The organism is Peptoniphilus sp. oral taxon 386 str. F0131 (genome assembly GCF_000090945.1).
GTDB lineage: Bacteria > Bacillota > Clostridia > Tissierellales > Peptoniphilaceae > Anaerosphaera > Anaerosphaera mikwangii.
This window is the reverse complement of the sequence record NZ_GL349422.1, coordinates 851,197-853,186: the sequence shown is the minus strand read 5'-3', so window position 1 is coordinate 853,186 and position 1,990 is coordinate 851,197. Positions and strand designations below refer to the sequence as shown.

Below are 1,990 nucleotides of genomic sequence, written 5' to 3'. Positions count from 1 at the left end.
TTTTAATGATTTTCATCATTATTGGTGGAGATGAGGAGATTCGAACTCCTGACCCCCTGCTTGCAAGGCAGGTGCTCTCCCAACTGAGCTACACCCCCTTATATAATTAATAGTGTAAGAGCTTAGAACCAAGCTCTCTTTGGTTTGTTGTGTGTCCTTCACTTTTGATTACTGCCTTTCCTCTTACAGTCCAACAGTTAATCTCCTTAGAAAGGAGGTGATCCAGCCGCACCTTCCGATACGGCTACCTTGTTACGACTTCACCCCAGTCATTAACCCTACCTTCGACTGCTGCTCCCCTAAGGTTAGCTCACAGGCTTCGGGTATTGCCAACTCCCATGGTGTGACGGGCGGTGTGTACAAGACCCGGGAACGCATTCACCGCAGCATTCTGATCTGCGATTACTAGCAACTCCGACTTCATGTTCTCGAGTTGCAGAGAACAATCCGAACTGAGATCGGCTTTTTGAGATTTGCTTACTTTCACAAGTTTGCTACCCTTTGTTCCGACCATTGTAGCACGTGTGTAGCCCAGGGCATATAGGGCATGATGATTTGACGTCATCCCCACCTTCCTCCGATTTATCATCGGCAGTCCCTTTAGAGTTCCCATCTTTACATGCTGGCAACTAAAGGTAAGGGTTGCGCTCGTTGCGGGACTTAACCCAACATCTCACGACACGAGCTGACGACAACCATGCACCACCTGTATAGCGGTTTCCGAAGAAAAGTATTTATCTCTAAATATGTCCGCTATATGTCAAGCCCTGGTAAGGTTCTTCGCGTTGCTTCGAATTAAACCACATGCTCCGCTGCTTGTGCGGGTCCCCGTCAATTCCTTTGAGTTTCATACTTGCGTACGTACTCCCCAGGCGGAGTGCTTATTGTGTTTACTGCGGCACCGAGATTACTCCCGACACCTAGCACTCATCGTTTACAGCGTGGACTACCAGGGTATCTAATCCTGTTTGCTCCCCACGCTTTCGTTCCTCAGCGTCAGTTTGTGTCCAGTAAGTCGCCTTCGCCACCGGTATTCCTCCTAATATCTACGCATTTCACCGCTACACTAGGAATTCCACTTACCTCTCCACATCTCAAGAAAAACAGTTTCAAATGCTTACGAGGGTTAAGCCCTCGCCTTTCACACCTGACTTGCTTTTCCGCCTGCGAACCCTTTACGCCCAGTGATTCCGGACAACGCTAGCCCCCTACGTATTACCGCGGCTGCTGGCACGTAGTTAGCCGGGGCTTCCTCCTATGGTACCGTCATTATCTTCCCATAGGACAGAGCTTTACGATTCGAAAACCTTCTTCGCTCACGCGGCGTCGCTGCATCAGGGTTCCCCCCATTGTGCAATATTCCCCACTGCTGCCTCCCGTAGGAGTTTGGACCGTCTCTCAGTTCCAATGTGGCCGTTCACCCTCTCAGGCCGGCTACTGATCGCTATCTTGGTGAGCCGTTACCTCACCAACTAATTAATCAGACGCGAGTCCATCTTTGACCGCTAAACGCTTTGATTCCCATGTCATGCGACTTGGAAATGTTATTGGGTATTAATCACGGTTTCCCGAGGCTATCCCCATGTCAAAGGCAGGTTACTCACGTGTTACTCACCCGTCCGCCGCTAATCCAAGGTTTCTTTGTCCCGAAGAACTCCAAATCCTTTTCATCGCTCGACTTGCATGTGTTAGGCGCGCCGCCAGCGTTCGTCCTGAGCCAGGATCAAACTCTCAATTGAAATTTGTATCCTTAGCTTTCAGTTTCTTTCACTGACTTTTTCCGCTAAGCTTTTTGCTTTGCTTGTGTTTCTTTCTCTTACACTATTTAATTATCAAGGTTTGCTATTCATTTGAACAGCTTATTCATTATATAATTTCATTTTAAAGATGTCAAGATGTTTTTTTTATTTTTCTTTATTTCTTTTATGAAATTTTCTGTTCAAGCGACAGCTTTTTTATTCTATTAGTTTTATTCTTTTTTGTCAATAGT

Annotated in this window: 1 tRNA gene and 1 rRNA gene; both read right to left on the bottom strand. The window is 46.9% G+C overall.

Annotation, left to right across the window (positions count from 1 at the left end):
- Window positions 1–22: 22 nt before the first annotated feature.
- Window positions 23–98: transfer RNA gene (locus HMPREF0629_RS04000), tRNA-Ala, on the bottom strand.
- Window positions 99–210: 112 nt separating this feature from the next.
- Window positions 211–1,739: ribosomal RNA gene (locus tag HMPREF0629_RS03995) — 16S ribosomal RNA — on the bottom strand.
- Window positions 1,740–1,990: the final 251 nt, after the last annotated feature.